Annotated in this window: 21 protein-coding genes; 10 read left to right on the forward strand and 11 right to left on the reverse strand. The window is 46.5% G+C overall.

Annotation, left to right across the window (positions count from 1 at the left end):
• Nucleotides 1-13 precede the first annotated feature (13 nt).
• Genes Xbed_RS07575 through Xbed_RS07620 form a run of 10 tightly spaced genes read right to left on the reverse strand, consistent with a single transcriptional unit; the run spans nucleotide 14 to nucleotide 8938 of the window.
• Nucleotides 14-823, reverse strand: coding sequence for a cobalt-precorrin-6A reductase (locus Xbed_RS07575; RefSeq protein ID WP_086112319.1), 810 nt, complete (start codon nucleotides 821-823; stop codon nucleotides 14-16).
• Entirely contained in the window at nucleotides 820-1545 is a 726-nt protein-coding gene (locus tag Xbed_RS07580) for a precorrin-3B C(17)-methyltransferase (RefSeq protein ID WP_086112320.1), read from the reverse strand. Before Xbed_RS07580 ends, Xbed_RS07575 begins: the two co-directional genes overlap by 4 nt.
• Entirely contained in the window at nucleotides 1539-2714 is a 1176-nt protein-coding gene (gene cbiG / locus Xbed_RS07585) for a cobalt-precorrin 5A hydrolase (RefSeq protein WP_086112321.1), read from the reverse strand. Before cbiG ends, Xbed_RS07580 begins: the two co-directional genes overlap by 7 nt.
• Entirely contained in the window at nucleotides 2695-3483 is a 789-nt protein-coding gene (locus Xbed_RS07590) for a cobalt-precorrin-4 methyltransferase (RefSeq protein ID WP_086112322.1), read from the reverse strand. Before Xbed_RS07590 ends, cbiG begins: the two co-directional genes overlap by 20 nt.
• A complete protein-coding gene (locus Xbed_RS07595; RefSeq protein WP_086112323.1) occupies nucleotides 3476-4090 on the reverse strand; it encodes a decarboxylating cobalt-precorrin-6B (C(15))-methyltransferase in 615 nt (204 codons plus the stop codon). Before Xbed_RS07595 ends, Xbed_RS07590 begins: the two co-directional genes overlap by 8 nt.
• Nucleotides 4080-4709 carry a cobalt-precorrin-7 (C(5))-methyltransferase gene (locus tag Xbed_RS07600; protein ID WP_086112324.1) on the reverse strand — a complete coding sequence of 210 codons (630 nt, stop codon included), beginning with the start codon at nucleotides 4707-4709 and terminating at the stop codon, nucleotides 4080-4082. The genes Xbed_RS07595 and Xbed_RS07600 overlap by 11 nt, the downstream gene beginning before the upstream one ends.
• Nucleotides 4706-5884: a cobalt-precorrin-5B (C(1))-methyltransferase CbiD gene (gene cbiD, locus Xbed_RS07605; protein ID WP_086112325.1), complete on the reverse strand. Its 1179-nt coding sequence runs from the start codon at nucleotides 5882-5884 to the stop codon at nucleotides 4706-4708. Before cbiD ends, Xbed_RS07600 begins: the two co-directional genes overlap by 4 nt.
• On the reverse strand, nucleotides 5877-6563 hold the full coding sequence (locus Xbed_RS07610; RefSeq protein WP_086112326.1) for a cobalt-precorrin-8 methylmutase: 687 nt from the start codon (nucleotides 6561-6563) through the stop codon (nucleotides 5877-5879). Before Xbed_RS07610 ends, cbiD begins: the two co-directional genes overlap by 8 nt.
• A 12-nt stretch (nucleotides 6564-6575) precedes the next feature.
• Nucleotides 6576-7535 (reverse strand): adenosylcobinamide-phosphate synthase CbiB, encoded by a 960-nt coding sequence (gene cbiB, locus Xbed_RS07615; protein WP_086112327.1) that lies wholly within the window; start codon nucleotides 7533-7535, stop codon nucleotides 6576-6578.
• Nucleotides 7532-8938: a cobyrinic acid a,c-diamide synthase CobB gene (locus tag Xbed_RS07620; protein ID WP_086112328.1), complete on the reverse strand. Its 1407-nt coding sequence runs from the start codon at nucleotides 8936-8938 to the stop codon at nucleotides 7532-7534. Before Xbed_RS07620 ends, cbiB begins: the two co-directional genes overlap by 4 nt.
• 592 nt (nucleotides 8939-9530) lie before the next feature.
• Here Xbed_RS07620 and cobA point away from each other — a divergent pair.
• The 5 genes from cobA to Xbed_RS07645 all read left to right on the forward strand — a co-directional run bounded on the left by cobA (nucleotide 9531) and on the right by Xbed_RS07645 (nucleotide 14416).
• Entirely contained in the window at nucleotides 9531-10310 is a 780-nt protein-coding gene (gene cobA / locus Xbed_RS07625; protein WP_086112329.1) for a uroporphyrinogen-III C-methyltransferase, read from the forward strand.
• Complete coding sequence (gene cobD / locus Xbed_RS07630; protein WP_086112330.1) at nucleotides 10307-11380, forward strand: threonine-phosphate decarboxylase CobD; 1074 nt, start codon at nucleotides 10307-10309, stop codon at nucleotides 11378-11380. The genes cobA and cobD overlap by 4 nt, the downstream gene beginning before the upstream one ends.
• Nucleotides 11373-12233, forward strand: a complete 861-nt coding sequence (locus tag Xbed_RS07635) for a GHMP family kinase ATP-binding protein (protein ID WP_086112331.1) — start codon at nucleotides 11373-11375, stop codon at nucleotides 12231-12233. Before cobD ends, Xbed_RS07635 begins: the two co-directional genes overlap by 8 nt.
• 324 nt (nucleotides 12234-12557) lie before the next feature.
• Complete coding sequence (locus Xbed_RS07640; RefSeq protein ID WP_086112332.1) at nucleotides 12558-12959, forward strand: VOC family protein; 402 nt, start codon at nucleotides 12558-12560, stop codon at nucleotides 12957-12959.
• 389 nt (nucleotides 12960-13348) lie between these two features.
• Complete coding sequence (locus tag Xbed_RS07645; protein WP_086112333.1) at nucleotides 13349-14416, forward strand: PfkB family carbohydrate kinase; 1068 nt, start codon at nucleotides 13349-13351, stop codon at nucleotides 14414-14416.
• 72 nt (nucleotides 14417-14488) lie between these two features.
• Here Xbed_RS07645 and Xbed_RS07650 read toward each other — a convergent pair whose 3' ends face one another.
• The gene (locus Xbed_RS07650; RefSeq protein WP_086112334.1) at nucleotides 14489-15013 is read right to left on the reverse strand and encodes an HPP family protein; all 525 of its coding nucleotides are present in this window, start codon (nucleotides 15011-15013) and stop codon (nucleotides 14489-14491) included.
• A 168-nt stretch (nucleotides 15014-15181) separates the two neighbouring features.
• On the opposite strand from Xbed_RS07650, the gene Xbed_RS07655 reads away from it, so the two are divergent.
• From Xbed_RS07655 to Xbed_RS07675, 5 genes are all read left to right on the forward strand, one after another.
• Nucleotides 15182-15718, forward strand: coding sequence for a TetR/AcrR family transcriptional regulator (locus tag Xbed_RS07655; RefSeq protein WP_086112335.1), 537 nt, complete (start codon nucleotides 15182-15184; stop codon nucleotides 15716-15718).
• A gap of 106 nt (nucleotides 15719-15824) precedes the next feature.
• Entirely contained in the window at nucleotides 15825-16691 is an 867-nt protein-coding gene (locus Xbed_RS07660) for an AraC family transcriptional regulator (RefSeq protein WP_086112336.1), read from the forward strand.
• Between the two features lie 998 nt (nucleotides 16692-17689).
• A complete protein-coding gene (locus tag Xbed_RS07665) occupies nucleotides 17690-18109 on the forward strand; it encodes a GNAT family N-acetyltransferase (protein ID WP_086112337.1) in 420 nt (139 codons plus the stop codon).
• Between the two features lie 15 nt (nucleotides 18110-18124).
• Entirely contained in the window at nucleotides 18125-18814 is a 690-nt protein-coding gene (locus Xbed_RS07670; protein WP_086112338.1) for a helix-turn-helix transcriptional regulator, read from the forward strand.
• A gap of 26 nt (nucleotides 18815-18840) precedes the next feature.
• Entirely contained in the window at nucleotides 18841-20121 is a 1281-nt protein-coding gene (locus Xbed_RS07675) for a cytosine permease (protein WP_086112339.1), read from the forward strand.
• The last annotated feature ends 191 nt before the right edge of the window (nucleotides 20122-20312 follow it).

The following is a 20312-nucleotide window of genomic DNA, read 5'->3' on the forward strand; positions in this document are numbered from 1 at the left end:
CTTTCCTTATTGGTTATCTCTCTGGTTGGTTAGCTGTTTTGGCTGAAAAAACCGCCAAAAACGGGGCCATCTGTTCCAGTCCATAAGCCTGTTGAATGCCTGCTCCTGAAAACCGGAGATGTGGGCGGCAAATCACGATGCAGGGCAAGCCAAGGGAAAGGCACGGTTCCACTTTTGCTTTAAAACCGCCCTGTTCGCCGGATTCTTTGGTTATCACGACTTCCGCCCGGCAAAATTGGTAAAATGCCCGATTAAAATCGGCACTGAATGGGCCTTTCAGGGCAAAAATCTGATCAACGGACAACCCACAAGATTCACACGCCGCCAAAACGTCCGCTGTCGGCAAGACACGGGCCAGTACGGTTTTTCCTTTCAGGTGGCTCACATAATCGGCCAATTGCTTACTGCCGGTAGTCAGCAAAATGCGGGTGCCCAAATTGACGGCGACTTCACATGCCTGCCCGATGGTGACCACTTTATGGATGAGGGGATGTTCAACGGCGTCAATTTCGCTGGGACGGAGATAACGAACGAGAGGAATAGTCAGTTTTTGGCAGGCACGGACAATGTTCTGACTCAATCGTTCGGCATAAGGATGGGAAGCATCGATCACCATGTCCGTTCCCTGCTGTCGTAGATATTCGATCATGTCTTCGGCTTCCATCCGGCCTATGACAATTTCACCGCGAATGCCCGCCGCTTGCTGGGCACCGGTGGGGGTCGCCACTGACAGGCCATAGTCGATGCCGGCAATATCCATCATCACGCAAATCTGGCGGGCATCACGGGTGCCGCCGAAAATGAGGAGCCGTGGTCGTTTCATACTTTGTACCCTCGGGGGGTAATCATCCGGCCGTCACGGATATAGGTGGATTGATTGCCCACGATCACCAGACTGCGCATGTCAACGCGGGAAAAATCCATTTCCCCCAACGTCGTCAGCCATTTTTCCTCATGCTTGCGTCCTGCGGCTTTTACCACACCGACGGGGGTTGCAGCCGATTTCCACGGTGCCATTAAGTTGAATGCCCGCGCCAGATGCGCTTCCCGTCCCCGGCTGCGGGGGTTGTAGAAACAGACGACAAAATCCGCTTCTGCCGCAGCCCGCACCCGTTTTTCTATCACCTCCCACGGGGTGAGCAGATCGCTCAGGCTGATATGACAAAAATCATGCATCAACGGCGCACCCAGCAAGGCGGCACAGGCCGTACTCGCCGTCACTCCCGCAACCAGCCGAACATCCACATTGCGCTTTTGCTGGCTGACCAATTCCAGAATCAATCCCGCCATGCCATAAATCCCCGCATCCCCGCTACAAACCATCACCACATTTTTGCCCTGTTCTGCCAGTTCAATCGCCGTCTGGCAGCGTTCAATCTCTTTGCACATTCCGGTTTTGATGATCTCTTTATCGCCCACCAGCGGTTTCACCAAATGGGTATAGGTTTTGTAACCCACGACGATGTCGGCGGCTTTCAATGCGGCAATGGCTTCCTGCGTCATCATGGCTTCACTGCCCGGACCAATGCCAATCACGGTTAACATGGATGCAGTACTCCTAATGTGATGGTAACCCCCTGCTCACGCAGGGTATGGCCAACCAGATGCCCCTGGCTCATCAGCCAGGCCACGGGTTGGGAAACACAGCCGATGCCCACGGTTTTTCGGACAAATTCAGAGGTCAGGAATGCCGGTTGTTGCTCACATTGATGTTGTTCACGTTGATGCTGTTCACATTGGGCGAGCTGATCCACTGAGAAGATGTGAAACGGAATTTGGCGGGCTTCGGCCAATTGGATTAAGGCGGGTTCTGCCTGTTTTAATTCCACACTGCCGATGGCTTTTAATGCCAGCGGGTCAAGATCCTGTTCTGTCAGATGGCATTCCAGCAATTGCGCCACCCGATGTGCTTCCACACCTCGTCGGCAGCCTATTCCCGCCACAATGCGGCGAGGAACCAGTTTGAACGTTGGGATCGCCAGTGCCAGTTTGGTACTGGCATAACTGACGTAGACCAAGGCATCCAGTTCGGGCAGCCGATTTAAATCGGTCACCGGAATAAATCCCTGCGTATCATAGTGGGCCTGTTCGCCGTTCAGGACGGGATGCCACCAAATCCCCACGCGTTTGCCATTGACCAGCATTTGATTGATGGTTTTGACGCTGGCTCGGAAATTTTCCATTGTCCCGTCAAGTTGTTGGGTCAGAATATCCAGCGCGGCGATGTGGTTAACATCCGTCGCGGTGGTGATCACCGCCTGACCCTCAAGGATATCCGCGATCTGGCGGGCCAGATCATTGGCGCCTCCCATATGCCCCGACAATAAACTGATGGCGAATTGCCCTTTTTCATCCAGCACCACCACCGCCGGATCCGTCATTTTGTCCTTGAGAAGCGGCGCGATAACCCGAATGGCGATCCCCGTTGCACCAATCATGATCAATGCTCCATATTGAATAAATGACTGGCGCACCGTATTGGCAAAAGTGCCGTCAAAAGCCATAAAGCCGGTTTCCACCCATTCAGGCGCAGTGAAACAATCCATTGCCAAATGGGTTTGCAGACGACGAGCCAGCGCCATACCGCCGGCGGTCAGGCAAAACAGGGCAATGGCTTTTTGAGAAACCGCTTTTTCAGGAATAGCTTGTCCAGAAACAGATTGTTTAGGAATCGCTTGTTTTGGAATAGATTGATTAAGCGCGACGGTATTCATGGTCAAACCCCGCGTCATACAATTTTGAATAACGGTACTCTTCCCCAAGAAAAGCCCCGACCAAGACCAACGCCGTTTTACGAATGCCGGCACGGTGTACCTGTTCAACGAGGGTCAGCAGTGTCCCGCGCACAATCTGGCAATCCGGCCACGTTGCTTTATAAACCACGGCAACGGGGGTTTCTTTCGCATAGCCTCCTTGAGTCAACTGGGCCACCACGCCCTCGATATCCTGTACTGAAAGGAAAATCGCCATTGAAGTTTGGTGAGCAGCAAAGGCTTCCAGCGTTTCCCGTGGTGGCATCGGCGTTCGGCCGGCTATGCGGGTGATAATCAAACTTTGGGCGATTTCGGGGACGGTATATTCCACGCCCAATTGTGCCGCCGCCCCCAAAAATGAACTCACTCCCGGCACAGAGACAAAACCAATGCCCTGCTTGGCCAGCTCTTCGGCCTGTTCCCGGATCGAGCCAAACAGCGATAAGTCCCCCGTTTGCAGACGAACCACCAACTTGCCCGCTTTCACGCCATCCGCCATCAATGCGATGATTTCCGCTAATGTCAGCCCCGCACTGTCATGACATTCCGCGCCCTCACGACAATACTCCAGCAGTTCCCGGTTAATCAGCGAACCGGCATAAATCACGACCTGAGCCTGTTGCAACAATTGATAGCCTTTCAGGGTAATCAATCGCTTATCCCCAGGTCCGGCACCGACAAACCAGACTTTTTCCGGATTAAAACCGGTTTTATCAATTTGTTCAGACATGTTCCTGCTCCTGTTGCCAATGAACCTGTTGCCAATGAACCGCTTGGGTGGAATTTTTCTGGCAGGCGATCAGATAGGTTGGGTTATTGGGCTTAAAGTAGTGCCCCTGCCCCAAGGCGGTCAGTTCTCCCACCTGAATTTCACGGCCATCCAGCGCTACCACCTGACAGGCTTGCAGGTGCAACCATGCCTGCATGAAGTTTTCCAGCAGGATAAAGGTCATCACCAAACGCCCGCCCTGGTTCAGGTGTGCCAACGCCCAATCGACCATTGCCGTCAGATGCCCGCCGGTTCCGCCAATAAAAATGGCATCGGCGGTCTCTGCCAATGGCAGCGGAGCATCACCCGACCGGACGCGGATCGTGTGACAGCCAAAGTGCCGGATATTCTCAGCAATCAACGCCAGTGCCTCTTCCTTGCGTTCAATGGCGAGGATATCTAACGTGGGATAACGCAATGCCGCTTCAATACTGACACTGCCTGTCCCTGCACCGACATCGATAAACCGGCCGGCTTTTTCCAGCGCCAGCCGCTCTAATACCAATGCCCTGATGGTTTCTTTGGTCATGGGGATGCGATGACCGCGCAAAAACAGTTCATCTTTCATTCAGGATCACCACCACATTTAAGCCATAATCCATGTCGCCACGTTGAACGACCTGCTCCGCGCTTAAACAAACAATCTGCTCATTTTCTTGTGATAAATTTTCACCTATCACCATGCGACGTTGCTGCCCGCGAAGCCTGATTTCTTGTGCGATCTGGTAAGGGCCAATCACGTTATCCGTCACCATCGCGATTTTTTCGTGTTGCAGCAGCCAGTCAAAATCGGGTTTCCGCCCGTGGCTACTGGTGAGATAAATGTCATTCATGTCCAGCAAGATACGGGCGCACAAATATTGAACCGAACTGATGCCAGAAATAATGCGGACGTTTTGTCCCTTTGCAGGTAACCCAACAAAATGCTCGCTGATCCGTTTGCCAATGCCGTAAAAGAGGGGATCACCCGAAGCCAGAACTACAATCTGTCGATGCGGGTTCTGTTCGAGCCACCGCATCAATCCGTCCATATCGGCATTCAGGCAGCGGGTTTCACCACGGAAATCAGGAAATGCGGCCAGATGGCGCTGGCCTCCGACCAGCACCTCCGCCTGCCGGATCGCCGCCAACGCAGCCCGTGTTTGATGGGCGGCGGCTCCGGGACCCATGCCAACGACGGTGATCATCGGTCGCCCTCCATAAAATCCGCGACTATCTCGCTGACCGGCCGGTTGCAACCCAGCACTTGGTTATCAAAAGAGAACAGAATGGCATCACACTGTGGTTTGTTGCTGGCGAAACGCAGCATTTGTTCGATACGCCAGCAGATTTTCCGGGCAAGGTGTGGGTATACCGCCTGCCAGCCCTGTTCAGCAATCAACTCAATGGCGGCTTCGGTGGTATCACAGTGATCCACCGCCTGAATCAGGGCTAAAGGTGCTCCCATCAAAGCCAGATTCGCGATCAGGGTCTCCATGCGGCCATCGGCGATATGGCTGTGGGTGTGGAAAATACCGGCAGCAATTTTCACCAGCTTGCCAACATGCCCCACCAGCACCACCTGACGAAACTCCAAACGCACGGCTTCTTGCAGCATATAGCCGACAAAATTGCTCATCGTGACGACATAGTCCGCCTCAATGCCCAATTGCCGGCTGACAAAGCGTTCGCCGTGATTCCCCGGTACAAAAATAATGCGATTCAGCCCACTGGCACGTTTCGCCTCCAGCTCAAGCGCCAGCGAACGCTTCCAGCTCTCCTCCGACATCGGCGTGACAATGCCGGTGGTGCCGATAATCGAGATCCCACCTTTAATGCCCAATCGGTCGTTATACGTTTTCTTCGCCCGTTCTTCCCCCTCTGGAGCGAAGATCACAATCTCTGCCCCCCGATGCGGACCAATCACCTCCCGTACCGCTTCCTCAATGGTATGCCGGGGCGTTTTATTGATGGCAGCCCAGCCAATGGGCAAGCCAATCCCTACCCGCGTTACCCTGCCAATCCCTTCGCCGCCATCCAGTGTGATCGCGCCGCTGTCATTCAGGGCGACGCGGGCAAAAATCAACATGCCGTGAGTGGCATCCACATCATCGCCACCATCCTTGCGGATCGCCGCCATCGCCTGCTGACCTTCGATCAAGGGTTGTTCGACATTTAAGGCCAAGGTGACACCGGAGGGCGTCACAATCGAAACCTGATGAATAATCTGCTGACGCAGGACCATCAACGCAGCCACGCGAGCGGCGGCCGTAGCACAAGATCCCGTGGTGTAGCCCTTGCGATACTGTTTTCCCCGATGCCAGACCATTCCGAGGTTATCGATTCCCGGTTTTTCTGTTTGACTATCACGCGCTTCATCCATGCTTCACCTCCGGCATCCGATACAGGATGGCATTGATAATGGCAGCGGCAATATTACTTCCCCCTTTGCGCCCTTTCGCGGCGATGCAGCTTAAGCCGCTGTTGATAAGGGCATGCTTGGATTCCTCCGCACCCACAAAACCGACCGGCACACCGACCACCGCAATCAGTGAAGATTGAGGTTCCGTTGATTGATGTTCCGTTGATTGATGTTCCATCAAGCGAAATAGCGCGGTCGGGGCATTGCCAAAGACAAAAATCTTCTCCCTTTGTTTATTTTCTCCTGACTCTTGCATGGCAAGATCCACGGCCGCCATTGAACGTGTGATTTGCCGTGATTGTGCTATCTGCACCGTCCGGGGGTCACTGACATAACAGCGGCATTCACTGCCATACTGAGCCAGACGCGTTTTATTGATGCCCGACAGTGCCATCGTGGTATCGGTATATAAGGTACAGCCGCGTAAAATACCGTCACGAATGCGGCGCAAAACATCCGGCGAAAAATGGAGGATATCGAGCCAATCAAAATCGGCGCTAGTGTGGATCACCCGTTTAATCACCGCTTCTTGATCGGCATCGACAAAGCGATAATCGGGGCGCAATTCACCGATAAGACGCGTGATGATTTCGAAGCTATTTTGTTCAATCTGTTGGGGCTGTTGAAGATAATTGCTCATGCCATTTCCTCCTTATACCGTCACACTGAACAGGCTATGCAGCAGCGCAAACAGCAGGAGTGCCATCACGGAGGCCACCCGCATCATCTGCACGGACTGCGGGATATCGTCAGGGACGGCTTCGCGCCCGCCATCACCGATCCACGGTTTTTCTACCTGCTGGCTAAAATAAACATTCGGCCCGCCAAGACGGATACCCAAGGCTCCCGCAACGGTGGCTTCCGGCCAGCCACTGTTCGGGCTGCGGTGTTGATAACGATCACGCCAGCCGATACGCAATGCCCGCTGAAAATCCAACCCCTGCCATTTCGCAGCCAATGCCAGCAAAAGCCAGCCCAAACGGGCAGGCAGCCAATTCGCCACATCATCCATACGTGCCGAAAACATCCCCAGTGCCCGATAGCGGGGCGTTTTATAACCCACCATGGAATCCAGGGTATTAATCGCTTTATAGGCCAGCGCCAGCGGTGCACCGCCAAGCAGCAAAAAGAACAACGGGGCAATCACGCCATCCACGCTGTTTTCCGCCACGGTTTCAATGGCCGCACGGCTGATTTGGGGAGCTTGCAGTTGAGCGGTTTCCCGCCCGACAATTTGGGCAAGCTGTTCACGACTGGCGTCCAAATCTCCCCGGCGTAATGCCTGATAAACCGCCTCCGCCGCATCACTCAGGCCACGCCCCGCCAGCACGGTATAAATCAACCAGATTTCAACCAGACACCCCAGCCAAAACGTCATGCCATAAGCCCACTGCAACGCCCAATAACTGACCAGCCAAACGCTCCCCACGACGACCAGCCATAACAGGACACCGCCCCACGTCAAGCCAGTGTCCGTTTTACTCATTCGACGAATAAACGACTCAACCTGATGGATAAGCTGCCCCATCCAGCGCACCGGATGCGGCCAGTGAGGGGGATCGCCCAGCGTCCTATCCAGAAGAAAGGCAGCAAACCACAGCAAAACCGTCATAACCGCCTCCGGGCCATCGTCAGCCAGCGATGAAGCAGGCCGGGGCGTTGGGCAAAATGGATATGCAGATATCCCGCCAACGTATTGCCACTCTGATAGCCCCCCAACCAGCTTTGTTGTTTTTCTTTCGGTACGGCTCCTTTCGGTACTGATCCCTCACGCGGCTTAATGCACTGAAAAACCGGGCGCTGGGTGGTTATAAAATCTGAGTAATGAAACTCATGCCCGCGCAGTATTTCCCCTTGTGCCACCAAAGGCGTATCGCACATTGCCATCGCTTCACAGTAGCCAAAGCGTTGCAGGCGATCCCTCATCCGGCTTTCACCTGCAATCAATCCCACCATGTTATGCCGCACACCTTCCACATCGGTCAGGGCTTCGCCGAGATACATCAGGCCACCGCATTCCGCATAAATGGGAGTGCCTTTCTGGTGTGCCTGGCGTAATGCGGTACGCATCGCATGATTGGCAGACAATGCCTGTGCATAAATTTCAGGATATCCCCCGCCCAGATAAATCATCTGGCACTCAGGCAATTGGTGATCATGCAGGGGGCTAAAGCGTGTCAGGGTGACACCGGCTTTTTCCAGTAACCACAGGTTATCGGGGTAATAGAAATGAAAGGCTTCATCTTCTGCCAATGCCAGCGTCAAGCCTTGCCCCATCGTGGGATCAACGAGGGAATCGATATCTCCGGCCGGCAGAGCGGATAATTGGGTTAACGCCAGCAGCCGTTCTAAATCTACCGAGGCTTCAATCTGCCGGGCCAGACGCGACCAGCATTCAGCGGGTGGGTTATCTTGCCCTTGTGCCGCAATCAGCCCGAGATGACGGGAAGGCAGTGCGATGTCCGGCATGACCGGGATTCTCCCCAGAACAGGAATACCGCAGTAATGTTCAATCGCCTGTTGCAACAATTGAAAATGACTCTCCTGATTGACGCGATTGATCAGCACCCCGACGATATTGACCGCCGGATCAAATTGCTGAAACCCCATCACCGTGGCCGCGATGGAAGTAGAAACAGCCTTGCCATCCACCAATAAAATCACCGGGCAACCCAACTGCTTCGCCATTGCCGCGCTACTGCAATAGTCAGGATTGGTGCCATAACCATCGTATAGCCCCATGACCCCTTCAATCACCGCCACCTCTTTATCGGCCATCGCCTGATTAAACAGGCCATTCAGAACGGGAACGGGGAGCATAAACGCATCCAGATTACGCGAAGCCACGCCTGTTACGGCACGATGCCAGCCGCCATCCAGATAATCCGGCCCGATTTTGCAGGGCTGCACCCGAAGCTGCCGGTTCATCAAGGCCCGCATGATGCCCAGTGCAACGGTTGTCTTGCCACATCCGCTGCCTGTACCTGCAATGACAAAAGCATATTTTTGTTGCATGTGGTTGCCCCGAAGCATTAATGTCGGTATCAGTATTAAAAACCTGAAGCCAATATTTTCATTCATTGATATTTATCAAGAAAAAGCCAGTTAACTTATTACAATCAATATTCCATCAACAGAATAGATATCAACGCCATTTAATTTAAACCCATGGTCGATGTAATTAAAAACCATCATCTAAAAATTAATTTATTTTCAAAATACACATTTTTTTCATTTATAAAAACACCCTTTATTACTTTTGTGATCTTGTTCATGATTATTTATTTCAAAGATAATTTTTATTTCAAAGAAATAAAAATTAATACAACACCACAAATAAAAAACCAACAAAAAACACCATAACGCATTGAATTTAATTGATAAAAAATAAATAAATCCTTAATAAAATCAAATAACCCTCATGTGAAAAAACATTTTTAGTCGATAAATAAAAAATTCGCCATAAAAAACAATTCATCTTTAAAAGTGAGAATATTGATATAAATCAAATTCACTTTCTCCACATTAAAGCAATAATGACAGAAACATTAAAATATATTTTTCGGCGCTTTCATTATTTATATTTTAAATCCACAGAGGTAATCCAATGAATAAAGGCAACGTGTGGTTAGTCGGTGCTGGACCCGGTGATGTTGGTTTAATTACCGTCAAAGGGCTGCATGGTATTCAATCTGCTGACGTCATTGTTCATGATCGTCTCGTCAACCCTGAACTGATTGCGCTGGCACCAGAACATTGTGAAATCATTAACGTCGGCAAAGAGCAGGATCACCACCCCATCTCACAGGATGAGATTAACCGGATTCTGGTGAAACATGCTCAGGCAGGAAAGCAGGTTGTTCGCCTGAAAGGCGGCGACCCCTATGTCTTCGGGCGCGGAGGGGAAGAGGCCGGAGTATTGGCACAGCATGGCATCCCATTTGAAATTGTTCCGGGTATCAGTTCCTCAATTGGTGGGCTGGCCTATGCCGGCATTCCCGTCACTCACCGGGATTACGCATCGGGTTTCCATGTTGTGACCGGTCATTCTGCCCAAGGCAACGAGCAACAAAACTGGCAGGTGCTTGCACAACTGGAAGGGACATTGATTATTCTGATGGGAATGACCCGTCTGGCGGAGATTTGCCAACAATTAATCTGGCACGGCAAATCCCCCGCAACGCCCGCTGCGGTGATCATGTATGCCACCCATCCCCAGCAAGGCAGGGCCATAGGTACACTAGAAACGTTGGCAGCAAAAGTAACAGAAGAGAACCTGCATGCCCCCGCGCTGATTGTGATCGGTGAGGTGGTTAATTTGAGTCACACACTCTCCTTTACCCCGACTTCGCTGACAGAATATCCACTTGATGGGGCAAGGCCATGAGTGAACATGGCGGCAATGTGACTGAAGTTGCCCGACAATTTGGCCTTTCAGCCCATGAATTAATTGATTTCAGTGCCAATATCAATCCGCTCGGCGCACCGGAACGGGTTAAGGCGCTGATTACAGACAACCTTGCCTGCATCGAAAAATACCCTGATGTGGAATATCGCCATTTGCATCAGGCAATCGCCAAGGCTCATCAATGTGATTGCACTTCCGTGATGGCGGGTAATGGCGCAACAGAACTTATCTACGCCGTTGTCCGTTATCTGCAACCCAAACGCGCCCTGCTTCCCGTCCCTGGCTTCGCAGAATATCGGCGCGCCTTGCAGCAAATAGGGGCTGAGATCGTTGATTATCCCTTAACGGAAGAGGCGGGATTTCAACCGGATTTACGCCTGTTAGATGCGCTGTCCCATATTCAGCCCGATTGTGTTTTTATGGCGACCCCCAATAATCCCACCGGCTTAATGCCTGACCGCCAGTTTATGCAATCGCTGGTAGCCTATTGTGAAAAACATGGGATCGCCTTGATTGTCGATGAAGCCTTTATTGATTTCTTGCCTGATAACCGAGGATTGATCCCCCAGTGTGCCGTCACGAAACATCTTTATCTATTGCGTTCACTGACAAAGTTCTTCGCCATTCCGGGATTGCGGCTGGGTTATTTAGTCAGTGGGGACATCACGGGGATCGCGGAGATGAAAAAACAGCGTGAGCCGTGGTCAATCAACGCCCTTGCGGCGCGGGTAGGTGAAGTTTTGCTTGATGATCACGCCTATATTACGGCCACACATCAGTGGCTGAAAACACAACAACCTGACCTATGGGAACATCTCAGCGCCTTGCCTGAACTGACCGTCTGGCCACCATCCGCGAATTTTTTGTTCTTCCGCTGTCATCATCCTGACGTTAATTTATGGCATGCCTTGCTTAAGCATCGGATTTTAATCCGCCATTGCCAAAATTATGTGGGACTGGATAAACGCTACTATCGCGTAGCCGTGCGCAGTGAATGGGAAAATCAGCGTCTGATCGCCGCCATGCGACAGGTTTTTGCCTATGGCTGAAGCCTGTTGCCCCGCTTCCTGTGGGGAACTGCTCCAAGGGTGGTTATTGGGCGGTGAAAAGTTAATTTCCTGTCCAATCAATTGGTTCAGCTATGTTTCTGTCAGCGAAGGCATTCCCATGGCACATGAACGGCCACGGATGCGGCAGATGGTGAATTTACTGCTGGATTACTGGCACGGAACCCCACAACTGACGGCTGACCTGCGCATTGAATATCAATCGACTATCCCGATTGCCAAAGGCATGGCCAGCAGCACAGCGGATATTGCGGCTACGGCACAAGCCACCGCCCGATTATTGGGTCAGCCACTGAACAGCACGGAACTCGCGCAGCTCTGTGTCAGACTGGAACCCACTGACAGTACAATCTTTGAACGGTTAACCTTGTTTGATCACCTCACCGCCCAGACGCAGATTGCCTTCGACTGGCAGCCTGATATTGATATTTTGCTGCTGGAAAGTTCACAAACGCTTTTAACGCAAGAATACCATCAACAGGATCATCGCCGACAGTTGCTGGATAACGCGCCATTACTTCGGCAGGCATGGCAGCAATTCCGCACAGCAAACCAGCAACATAACCCTTACCGCCTTGGAGAAGCCTGTACATTAAGCGCCCTTGCCGATCAATCAATACTGCCGAAACCCTGCTTTAATCTGCTACAGGATTTGGTCGAACAGACCGGCATTTATGGCCTGAACGTTGCCCACAGCGGCAGTGTTGTTGGTTTATTATTCAATTCACATCACCACGATGCAGATTACCTGTGCTGGTGGCTGCACCAAAAAAAGATTTCTGCACACTATCCGAACATTCACCACGTCAAACTGATTGCAGGAGGCGTTCGCTGAAATCAGTTTACTCTGGCTATCCCCTGATATTTTCCTTATGCTAAACAACATAATTTAAACAATAAGTTAACCCTATGGAAAATATGAATTTAGAACCCGCCACCCTTGACGCTTTTATGTCACTCGATATCCGCGTTGGACAAATAATCACTTTCCCCCTCAAGACGTGTCGCGGGGTTTAAATCCGAAGTGTTAGTTTTGGCTGCGGTTTGTGGCGATCAAGGCACCGTCCTGATTCAGCCAGAAAGAGGAGTGAACTTAGGCACGCGGATGCTGTAATTTTTTACGTCAAAAAAATAAGTCAAAAAATAGAGTGGGAAGATCATGAGAACACAAAAGAGATGTATGGGTTACCTTGCCATCGTTGTCGATGACTATGATAAAGCTATCGACTATTACACCCATAAACTGGGATTTACATTGGTGGAAGATACCCCGCAGCCCGGTAAGAGATGGGTGGTTGTCACACCAAACTTAGAAAGTGATTGTCATTTATTGCTGGCAAGGGCATCTAACGAAAGGCAAGAAGCATTTATCGGTAACCAATGTGGTGGACGGGTATTCCTGTTCCTGCAAACTGACGACTTTTGGCGTGATTATCACAAAATGAAAGAAAATGGCGTCCATTTCTGCGAAGAACCCCGTCAGGAAGAGTATGGCATGGTCGTCGTTTTTGAAGATATTTATGGGAACCGCTGGGATTTATATCAGAATACGGTCGCTTAGGGACTCCGGCAGCTTACCTAGCCCCGCCTCCCCATTGTTTTTCAAGTTGCAGCTTTGTTGGCTGCATCTTGAAATCCATTAAGAATCAATTAATAAACCATAAAAACAAACATATGTTTGTAATTTCTCTAAAATAACACAACACATTGTTTTTAAAAATATTTTGGCAGAATAAGATAGTGTTTGCTCACTCAATCTATTTATTCATCTGATTTTCATTCATTTTTTAGCACAATATTTGAGATAAACATCACATTTTTATGTAACGTGTTTATTTTATCAAACTTACGATCATATTCTCATAACGGAAAAGAAATATGAAAATAATCTTTACTGTCTGCCAGACATGAAATAAAACATCTGTGTAAAAAAATAACCAAGGGTATGATATGTCAAAAAGGGAAAACCAGATATTGCAATTACTAAAGCGAGATCCTTTCATTCAGCAACAAGAACTTGCTGATATTCTTGGTATCAGTCGCTCATGTGTTGCAGGACATATTATGAACCTAAGTAAAAAAGGTTATATTAAAGGCAAAGGATATATTTTATCTAACCATGTTTATACTGTAACCATTGGTGCTGCCAATATAGACTTAACCAGCTATACCTCTGCCAAATTAATTTATGAAGATTCCAACCCAGGGAAAATTATTTCGACACCCGGTGGCGTTGGGCGGAACATTGCCCAAAACGTCGCCTTATTAAAAAATGAAAGCTATTTAATTTCTGTTGTTGGCAACGATACAAATGGAAAGGCATTATTTGAACATACAAAATCAACAGGCGTTAATGTTAATTATTTATATAGACTAGATGGAGAAAAGACCTCAGTCTGCAATTCTATTATAGACGAAAATGGAAAATGTATCGTTGCCGTTAATGATATGAGTATTCTGGAGAAATTAACGCCTACATTATTATCTCAAGCTCAATCTTTAATCCAAAATGCCAGTGTATTAATCATTGATTGTAATTTAACCGAAGAAACCTTGGCGTGGTTATTTAATCATGCCAACAATGTTCCCATTTTTGTTGATACTGTATCAAGATCCAAGGCATCCAAAATCCGCCATTTTCTATCACGCATCCATACCTTAAAACCCAATCGTAGTGAAGCAGAAATTTTGAGTGGAATAAAAATTGAAACGCTAAAAGATGCGGCTGATGCGGCGCATTGGTTCCATCAACATGGCGTTCAGCGCTTAATTTTAAGCATGGATGCAGAAGGTGTCTATTACAGTGAGCGGGATAATACATCGGGGTGTTCAAGTGCAATCCACACCAATGTTATCAATGCCAATGGCGCGGGTGATGCTATGATGGCGGGCCTTGTACATTGTTGGTTGGAAGGCATGGAACTAAAAGAAAGCATTCGTTTTGCACAACAATGTTCAGTGCTGACGTTATCCTCAGAACATATTGAAATCTTCCCCAAAAATCGTACTTATTTTTAAAAAAACATTTAGCCAAATGGAATATATAAACCTCACCATCAGGCTAAATAGAAACACAATTTACTCATTTCATCATTTTTTTCTGCTAACCCCATGCCAATATACTGGCCAACGATTTTCTGTTCCTACATTATTAATCCAAGAGGCAATTACAATAAGCGCCAGACTGCCAGTTAACACGGGAGTAAAAAGAAAATCAAAACCAACCGCGTCCTGCCCAGCCAGAAATACAACCAATGGATTGGCTCCTGCAGGTGGATGTACAGCTCGAAATAGTTGCATCAGCATAATGGCTATTCCCACCGCCAGAGACATCACAACCAAAGAGTTTCCCAGTGCGTATAATGTGATAAGCCCGATTGCTGCGGTCAGTAAATGTCCACCAATAACATTTCTCGGTTGGGAAAATGGAGAAGCCGGTGCCGCGAAAAGAATAACGCAGGTCGCCCCAAAAGGTGCCATTAGCCACGGATATTCTGTCGTTTGGCTTAAATAACTCAGTACCAAGATCCCAAGAAAACCACCCAATAACCCTTTGGTTAATTGAATAAAATCCGGCTTTGGCGGTAACGCTCCCCCACCTTTTAATTTACTCATACTTCATTCTCCAGATGATTAGCATGCACTATGACTCAGTAAATATGATACTTTATGTGTACAGGTCTGTTCACCCACCAGATGGTACAGATCTGTACACAACAAAACAACCTTTGATTAAGTAAGGTTACTCATTAAAGCTGATTGGAATAACTGAGGGGAATGGTGATGAATAAAAAAGAACACATCCTGGACATTGCAGAATCATTATTTAATCAATTCGGCTACAACGCGGTTGGCGTTGATTTGATTAGGGATAAGGCTAATGTGTCAAAAACCTCTATGTACCGTTACTTCGGTTCCAAAAACAAGCTGATTGAAAGTCTATTAATCAGGCGACATACAAGATTTGAAGAAGCGCTCAATCGTGCAGTCTCTGCCACAAAAGGAACTGAAAATAAGCTAAATACAATCCTTGATTGGCATTTCACATGGTTCCAGTCCCCTGATTTTAAAGGATGCTTATTTATGCATGCCTTAGCAGAATTTAAAGGCCATGATGAAATGATTGTCAAACAGGCTCAACAGCACAAAACGTGGCTAAAATCGCTCTTACTCTCCATTTTACCGACTCACCAAAAAGATGCTGAAAATAAAGCGGAAACCCTGATAGCGTTTATTGAAGGGATAATCATCCGGGCAGAGTTTGGCGATATTAGACGCTATGAACAAACTTACCGAATGGGGGCGAAAGCATTACTCTGAATAATATGCTCATTCATCAAGTAACTTAAAGAAAGTCAGCAATTCTCATCATGTCCTATTACAGGAGATTATATAACATGCTCCTGTACCCGATAAGGCGGATATTATGACGACGATTAAACAGCGATTGAATGCACTGCTTCATTACATTAATGACAATATCGACACGCCCATGAGTGGAGAAAATCTGAGCCGAATTGCAGCTTGTTCTAAATATCACTTTCACAGATTGTTTTCAGCAAATTACGGTATTGGCGTTGCTGCATATATCAGGCAACTTCGATTGAAAAAAGCAGTTTATGATCTGGCCTATAGCGATATTTCCGTTATGGATATTGCCCTTACATGTGGATATGAGAGTTCTGAAGCCTTTTCAAGAGCATTCAAAGGCTCTGTTGGTCAAAGTCCTACTGAGTTCAGGAAAAATCCTGATTGGTCTATCTGGTATCACCAACACCAAATCATCAATAATATTAGGACGCAAGTTATGTATGAGAAACAACCTCACATTGAAGTAGGAATCGTTAATTTTCCAGAAACTTTCGTAGCAGTTATGGAGCACAAAGGCTCACCCTCAAATATGGGTAATACAATCAGAGCATTCAAGGCGTGGAGAATAAGCAATAAATTATCCACCGAACGGTATAAAACGTTCAACCTCGTTTATGCCGACCCCACCAAGGTTGAAGCAGATGAATATAAATTTGATTTATGTGTGGAAGTCTCCTCAACGTTTGAGGTTAACCACCCCTGCATGACCAAAAAAACCATTCCATCAGGAAAATGCGCCTATCTAAGGCACACGGGTTCAGATGAAGAAATATCCAGTTTAGTCAATTACTTGTATAAAATTTGGCTCTCAGAAAACAACCAAGAGATTCGAGATTTCCCACTATTTTTTGAACGGGTGAAGTTATTCCCTACCGTCCCTGAAACCGAGGCGGTGACAGATATCTATTTGCCTCTGGTGTAAAAGGCCAAATATTTCCTTTTTCAAGTTGCGGTTGTGTTGGTTGTACCGCAATTTGAAGTCTACTGGGAATAGATCAAATAAGTCATATTTTAGTTATATATTACATTTTTTATTAGCATCTTTTATGTCACAAGATACCCTGTCAAAGCAATCCATAAAGCAAGTAAAAATAAATAACATTTAAGCTTAATTTAACATAAAGAAATAACCTATTGTTATTATATATATTGAATAAAAATAATAAACTAATGAAAATAAAAACCTAACGCAACCATTTTGGTTGAAATTTATTCTAAAATTAATCTAGAAAAAATAGATTATTCAGAAAAACGCCCCTTCCATATCCAATTTTTATTGGAAAAGAATATTTATTAGATGACAATTTATTTTTTTTCTGTTAAAAATCACAAAGATATCTGGCGATATTATGTAAAGAATGTGAATCGACAGATTTTTTCACATTTTATTTACAAAGTGATTTTATAAGTTAGCAACCAAATTCATTGTTCCTTTAACAAAGAGTATGTTGAATTGTTATTTATGACTACATCTTCCACTAAACATAGAGGGCATACTAACTACAGTTTTCACAAAAAATCAATTAATGATATGAAAATTTCAAAAATAATTATTTTAAATAATGTTTATATAAATTCTGTATATCAAACAACCATTTTCGAATAAAAAATAACCACAAGAACTCTTGCGGTTATTTTTATATAGCAACATAAGAATAAATAAATTTCCCTGGTGATGCCTTAGTCTAGTGCTACATTTTTGTACTAAATTAGAATGACAGATATTATTACGGAACGGTGAATTTCGCATTCTTCTGTCTCTCTAAGTAAATATAAGCATTTTTTATAGAAAATGAAATGGGTGAAAAACACCCTTGAAACAACATTAAAAAAGTGGTAGCGGCTAGATCAAAGGCATTTATAATTTCATGAAAAAATAATTATATAGAAAATTATTAGAATGAAAAGGTACCTTTAAAAATGAAAATGCATATTACTGATACTCCAAACCCACAGGATGAAACATATGTCATTCAAAATCTCTGGGCACATAACCAAAAATACAGTGATGTAGATATCCGACCTCTATTTCTCACAATCACTGATGAAAGCAATCAAATCATTGCCGGACTTGTTGCCAAAACCTGGTGGGGAGGACTTGAAATACAATATCTCTGGGTAAGTGCAGAACATCGTAAAAAAGGTTTCGGAAAACAGCTTATGTTACAAGCAGAAGAAGAAGCACTAAAGCGACATTGCCATATGGCTTATGTAGATACTTTTAATTTTCAAGCTCGAGGTTTTTATGAAAAGTTAGGTTACAAAGCCTATGGAGAGCTTGGGGGGTATTCTCATCAGTATACTCGTTTCTATCTCTCCAAGAAGATTCAATATATTTAATCATATGAGATAAGAATGAATTCACCCTACAACGATAATAATTCTTATTTAAAAGGACTTATCGCCATGATAGAACATCTGAGTGAGCCTTGGGGAATCAAAGACTTAACTTCCCGACATATCTACATGAACAAGGCTGCATACCTCTATACTAATACTCCCATAAATTTTGATATAGAAGGAAAGTTTGATAACGAATTTCCAGCCGATTGGGCTGAGTTAGCTGAAGACCTAACTGAACATGATAAAAGGACTGAAGAATCACAGGACAGAGTCTCTGTAATAGAGACTCATTATTGGTATGGTCGAGATTGTTTAACACCATTCATTAGTGAAAAATTTCCAGTCTACAACAATGACAAAGAATGTATTTGGATAGTTTGGAACGCCAAGCACCTAAATACATTGTCACCTTTACAATATATCAACCAGCAGAAACCCAGTATCTTGACAACAGAAATTGATACCAAACTGTTCACCAAGGCAGAGATGGATATCATTTTTTTTATGCTACACCGATTTTCAAATAAGGAAATGGCCAAAATTTACAATGTAAGCCACAAAACCATAGAAAACAGAATATATAACATGTACCAAAAGGCTAATGTCCATTCTCTCCAACAATTTGAAGAATTCTGTAAATATTTACAATTAGACAACTACATCCCCGAGCGCCTAATTGAAAAAGGCATTCTTTTTATCTGAACTTCATTAAGGAACAACAAGTTATCATGGTTAAAATTGAAGACTATCCATTGAATCGAGTGCCACAAACACAGCGTTTATCACTGTTCAGCGTGGCTGTCGTTCATATGGGTATGTTGACGGCATTGGATCAATTTATGCTTGGGGCGGTGCTCGGCAACGCTATGGCGCTGGTCGATGCTTTTATCGCTATTTTTATCGGCAGTCTGATCTTTGGCATTGTGACGTTCGGGCTTGGCCTTGCGGGGATGCAGGAAGGTTTATCTGGTAGCCTATTGGCTCGATGGTGTGGCTTTGGGCGCCTAGGATCGGTATTCATTGGCTTCGTTGTTGCCGTCAGTTTATTAGGCTGGTTTGGTATCCAAAATGCCATTTTTGCCCATTCGCTTAACTTTGCCTCTGGCGACAAACTTGGGTTTAGCGGGGCGGCGGCGTTATCCGGCACATTATTAACCACGTTGGTCGCTTTTGGTTTTAAGGCGCTGCGGTTTACTGCCAGAATTGCCGTTCCCCTATTTATTTTGCTGATCGCTTATATCTCCACTACCGTGCTATCCGGCGGAGCAGGTCAACATCTGTATGAGATCATTAAATTACCTCACTCTGGTGAAACGTTGTCCATCAGTGCAGGTATCACGATTGTCGTTGGCGGTGCGATTGTCGCCAGCTTGATGACCCCTGATCTCACCCGCTATACCAAATCAGGCAAGCATGTTTTTGCGATCACCCTGTTGACGATCATCGCGGGTGAATTTGTCATTAACGGTCTGGCGATCCTGATCGCGAAAGCCCTGAATACCGCAGATGTCGTGACTATTATGTCGCAGGCCGCTGGAGGAGCGGGTCTTCTGGTTGTTGTCTTCTCAACATTAAGGGTCAATGACTTGAACCTGTATTCTTCCTCATTGGGCATTATTAACGCGGTAGAAGGCATCACAGGAAAAAAACTCCGCTATCCACCAACCACTATCCTCATTGGAATGCTGGGAACGCTCCTTTCAATTCTGGGTATTTTGGAACGATTTGTGGATTTCCTGACGGTGCTGGGCGTTGTCTTCCCCCCTATTCTTGGGATCATGCTGGTTGATTACTATATATTGCGTTCTCACCGCAAAATATTGGATAACAGCCGGGAGCAGGGCATTCTCCCCAATGAAACGCCGGCTATAGGCTGGGCCGCCATTATCGCCAGTGTTATCGGCAGTATTGTTGGCCTGGTAATCGATTGGGGAGTGCCTGCCATTAATTCATTATTGCTGGCAAGCATGGCCTATGGGTTATCCAAAATCCTCTGTCATCGTTTTTAACATCAGACATCCCTGATATAGCTCCCCATCTGGGGAGCGACTCTCCATTTAACGACATCATTGTCGATATCTTAGCGTTATATTTCCCATATAAAATAATTTCAAACACCTTTTATATTAAATATATATTATAAAATTATCTATATATTTAAATATTTTATGATTGGTGTATTATTTAAAATAATATTTAT

The organism is Xenorhabdus beddingii, assembly GCF_002127545.1.
Taxonomy (GTDB): Bacteria; Pseudomonadota; Gammaproteobacteria; order Enterobacterales; family Enterobacteriaceae; genus Xenorhabdus; species Xenorhabdus beddingii.